This is a genomic window from Streptomyces sp. NPDC046977 (assembly GCF_040644455.1).
In the GTDB taxonomy this organism is placed as follows: domain Bacteria; phylum Actinomycetota; class Actinomycetes; order Streptomycetales; family Streptomycetaceae; genus Actinacidiphila.
The window spans coordinates 1-4,130 of record NZ_JBEYWO010000079.1; the positions used below are offsets into that span (position 1 = coordinate 1).

The 4,130-nt window shown below is 59.3% G+C and carries 4 protein-coding genes; 1 reads left to right on the plus strand and 3 read right to left on the minus strand.

What is annotated here, in order from left to right:
- Positions 1-317: 317 nt before the first annotated feature.
- The 3 genes from ABZ883_RS42940 to ABZ883_RS42950 all read right to left on the minus strand — a co-directional run bounded on the left by ABZ883_RS42940 (position 318) and on the right by ABZ883_RS42950 (position 3,012).
- Positions 318-1,166, minus strand: coding sequence for an SLATT domain-containing protein (locus ABZ883_RS42940; RefSeq protein ID WP_360917734.1), 849 nt, complete (start codon positions 1,164-1,166; stop codon positions 318-320).
- 92 nt (positions 1,167-1,258) lie between these two features.
- Positions 1,259-2,452: a hypothetical protein gene (locus ABZ883_RS42945; RefSeq protein WP_360917736.1), complete on the minus strand. Its 1,194-nt coding sequence runs from the start codon at positions 2,450-2,452 to the stop codon at positions 1,259-1,261.
- Entirely contained in the window at positions 2,449-3,012 is a 564-nt protein-coding gene (locus ABZ883_RS42950; RefSeq protein WP_360917738.1) for a DUF4365 domain-containing protein, read from the minus strand. The genes ABZ883_RS42945 and ABZ883_RS42950 overlap by 4 nt, the downstream gene beginning before the upstream one ends.
- A gap of 274 nt (positions 3,013-3,286) precedes the next feature.
- On the opposite strand from ABZ883_RS42950, the gene ABZ883_RS42955 reads away from it, so the two are divergent.
- A complete protein-coding gene (locus tag ABZ883_RS42955) occupies positions 3,287-3,688 on the plus strand; it encodes a hypothetical protein (protein WP_360917740.1) in 402 nt (133 codons plus the stop codon).
- Positions 3,689-4,130 lie beyond the last annotated feature (442 nt).

Consider the following 4,130-nt stretch of genomic DNA (forward strand, 5'->3'; position numbering starts at 1 on the left):
GCGGCGCGCGGCCCGGCGCCTCGGGCCGCCGCTCCTGTCTGCGCCCCGCTCCGGCCCGGCCGCCGGCCGCCCGCCAGACGGCGAAGGTTGCCGAGGAGAACCCCGCCGTGGCTGAGGCGCTCGGCTCCACGGCTTTACGCAGCCACCATGGGGCGAGCCTCGAAGATCGGGGCCCACATCGGGCCTTAGCGGGCAGGTCCACAGACCGCCCGAGTCGCCGCAAGCTTACGGGCCCCGATCTCTCGCCCCATGGCAGCTCCAGCCCAAAGCCGCTGCGCCGACCCGGGATCGCTGCCCTACCCCGAAAGGGGACATCTTCAAATAACTTGCTGCTGCCCCTGTTGCGGCTGATCGAGTTGCTGTTCTCGCATTCGCTGTTCAGCACGCAACCCTTCTACGGTGGTCGCGAAGAGTTCGAGATTGCGCACTTCCTCGCCAGCATTGTATGGCGAAATTCCTAGCTCAAGGGCCGTGGCATGCTGCTCGATACTATCCGCCGTTTGCTGAAGATTAAATGCCCGCTCGCGCGGCTTGAAATAGCCAGCTGCCGCCGTGATCAGCGTCACCAGAAATCCCAAGCCGATGAGTACACCTTTCGCAGGCTGGGGCGGATCAAACCAAGCAGTCACTGCCGTAATCGCCGCCGAGCAAACAAACAGCAACCACTGCATTGCGAGGTGAATGCGGCGATAATGTCGCGATTCCCTGCGCAACCGAACTATCTCACTAGGGAGTCTCTCTTTGTAAGACGCTTGCCGGTCCATTGAAGGAGGTGTGCGCCTTCGGGCTTCGAGGACGTGACGCTCTTCAGCCAAGGCAAGTTCGAGCCTGAGCTCCCTAAGGGGAGTTTTGCGATCTTTCCATACGCCAAGCTCGTCACTGAACTCGGCTGCCGCCTGAATAACGAAAGCCACTGTCAAGACAACTGCGACACCGCCAAATATTCCATTGATCGCACCTGGAGTGTCCGAATTCAACCAGATGAAAACCTTCAGGGCCGCCCACGCAAGGAGCGCAGCAATGATGACAATGGGAGTGCCGTACAGTCCCAGAACCTGAAGGCGACGATTCTTAATGCGCTGCGCGAGATCTGCAATCTCGCGACGATGCTCAATGAGAACATCAGTGGTAATCGCGCCACTAGAAATACTGACTCGCTCTGCCATCTACGGCTCTGCCACTTCCGCTCCGCCCAAAGGCGCTTAGTACGTGACTGGCGACCCCGGGTCCGTAAACAAAATTCGAGGTGCCGCTCACTCTACTGGAGCGCAAGACGGAATTCCTCAGCTCGATTAATCCACCATGCACGGCGCTCCAGAGTCACAGTGCCCACTGCCATGACCGGGAATCGCTCGCCGTGTGCCCTCACTGCAAGTCGATAGTTATCTCCACTCAACTGCACTCGGACTCGACGTCGCGACTTTCCCAGAACGCCGTCGATGACAGCAATTCCGTCATCCTTGCCTTCGGCTCGCTCAAGTCGGATGACGTGACCAATTACGCTTTCGTGGGCAACCGTTGGTCGCCGGCGGAGATTCTTCCCCACGAATGACGCCCTCTCCGATTGTTCTCTCGGCAGGACTACTCGGCTCGGCGTATCAGCTGGCGGAGCAGGGTGGGAGGCGGACCAGCGAAAGGACATGTCGAGGGAATTGATGCCTTCCCACGCCCCCATGCGTCCAATCGACTCCATCAACTGCGCGCTAGCCCCTTGCTCGACCGCTTCAGATTCAGAGATTTGCGGTTCATCTTGCAACAACTTATTAGCGGCTTGGAGTCCGGAAGCCAAGGTCGACATGACCCGTCGCGTATAGGATTCAATGACCCCGTCGGGCGCCTCCGACGCCAATATGTCCGCATGGTCTTCGAGACGATATCTGTGCTCCGGGCGCGCCTCGGGGAGTTCTTCTCGCACTGCGCTATCGTGCCGAGCCAGGATAGTAATGACAAAACTTCCGCGCAGTGTATGTCCCATCCGTACCTCATCAGCCAAAAATTCTTTTGCGGCGTTGGGCTTACGAGGTGGATGAGTGGCACGTGGATTGATAGCACTGCAAGCGGCGGCTAGGATCATCTGGCTCGCGCCGTTGATTAGACTCTGAGCCTCCGTCAGGGGGATCGATCCGTCGAGCGTGGTCTGATCTGCCCGAAGCAAGAGGATGTCACTCCTGGCGCTCGCAATTTCAAGCGCCAGCGCCTCGCCTCTAACCTTGTGCACTTCGGAGATCGTATGGAGTGCATCATTTAAGCGCGTATTGAAGTCACGAAAGCGAGGATTATAGGGAAGCATTAGGCTTGCGCCTTCCGCTTCATTTACCCAGACGCCCTTGACTCCCTCGCGATAATCTTCTCGAATCCAGCCCACGGTGCGAAGGAAATCTTCAATAGCTCTCGGGTTGAGATCGCGCACAGGGTCGTAAGGGCGGGCGCCCTCGCTGTGAGTAGTGTTCACGGACGCTCTCCATTTCCGACTCGATGCAATATGTTGAGCAATTGTGTCACGTCGAAGGTCTGATCTTTTGACAGATCGACATAGGTCGATTCTGCCTTGATCTCCCCCATCCCTTCCAGGCAAACCCAGTAAGCCTTCTTTCTGAGCAAAAGGTGATCGTCTCTTGTTTCGAGCCACTCATCCAATTGGCGAGGAACTGTGACCACTACGAGTATCTTGTGATTATAGGTGTCTACATCGCGTAGCCAATCGTAGTGGTCGCGGCTAAGCCTCCACCTAAGTCGACCATTATGCTCCAAGTCTTGCGCCGTGCATTTCAATTGCACGTCCACCTGGGAGGAGCTGTACTTCTTGTGTCGCGCACTCTGACGCACCGTGAAGTCGATACGCTCCACGTCAACCTTCAAATCCGATATCGTGCATCTGGCCGCCGTCGTAATGGCATGCGTGTACGCAAGACTAAACTGCTGCTTGCACTCCGAAGAATGCAGCGAGCCGTATGGAACGCCATCCTCCAATGTGATGAATTGGCCGTCCCACTCAACTTTGGAAACTGTCACCCGTGCCCCCCAGCCTGTGATCAGGCTTCAGTCTGCCATGAGTGGTGTACATCACACTAGGACTCGGGAGTGTGACCTAGGCACGCGCTCGGTCGGCTGGGTTGGCCGCCGACCACATCGGCGCTCAAGCCCCGCCAACACGGCCGGCCGGGGCCTGGCTCGGGACTCCTCAACCCTCCTTGACCTGTACACCCTCGACGGCCCTAGTCATCAGGCGTACAAGGCAGCTGTCTCCGCAAGGCACCATATTCAAGGGCCCCCGTACCATTCGCGCATGGCTGTAAGACCTACCCAAAACTGGCGGGACCTGCTGGCTCATGAGGCACGAGAGGTCACGGCTGGCACGTTGGACCCCACGTGCGCATACGTGGGGGACTCGTACTCCGAAGCCCTCCTGAGCGACACCAAAGCTGTCCTGCAAGGGTTCGAGCGCGACGTCAGTGCGCTCACTGAGTCCTCGGACGACCAGGTGCTCCACGTCGTGGAACGAGTCGTTCTGGCCCTCAACGAGGTCAACGGCCGGCATGAAAACAGCGGCTACGACACCGACGAGCGGGAGCAGCTGTGCATCTTCATCGACGATGTGCTCACCCAGCACGGCATCGACGTAACTGGACTTGCATCCCGCCATGGCCTCAGCCGTTACGAGATCACTGACAGGTGGCGACGCTGGTGAGGGGTGGGCGCGCAGCCGGGGTACAGCAACCTTTGCGACCGGGGCCTACTCGACTGGCACCGCGCCTCCGCCCCCTGTCGAATACGTGTCGACGGAAGCCGCAGTCTTGATGCGAGTATCGGCATTCGGGCAACTCACATGGCGCACGCAGTACGAGCACCCACCCGCCTTCTGGGCGCTGGCTCGGCCGTAGCTGACATCACTGGATGACATCAACACCCGGGGACAACCACGGCACGAGACAGCCGAAGACCGACCTAGGCGCGCCCGTGTGGGCGCCTTCTGGCAGTCCGCGCAGAGCCTGGCACGAACTTACAAGGCGGGTGTCGGCGGTTGGAGTCCAGCTGCACCGCTACTGAGGATTAATGCGTGATGTCGCCGGGGCTTGTGGCGAGGCCGGTGCCGATGAGGCAGCCGGTGATGATGGTGGGCCGGTACTGGA

Excerpts from the sequence above, each read along its gene's own strand:
- ABZ883_RS42940 (WP_360917734.1), bottom strand. The coding sequence starts at position 1,166 with ATGGCAGAGCGAGTCAGTATTTCTAGTGGCGCGATTACCACTGATGTT.
- ABZ883_RS42955 (WP_360917740.1), top strand. The coding sequence starts at position 3,287 with ATGGCTGTAAGACCTACCCAAAACTGGCGGGACCTGCTGGCTCATGAG.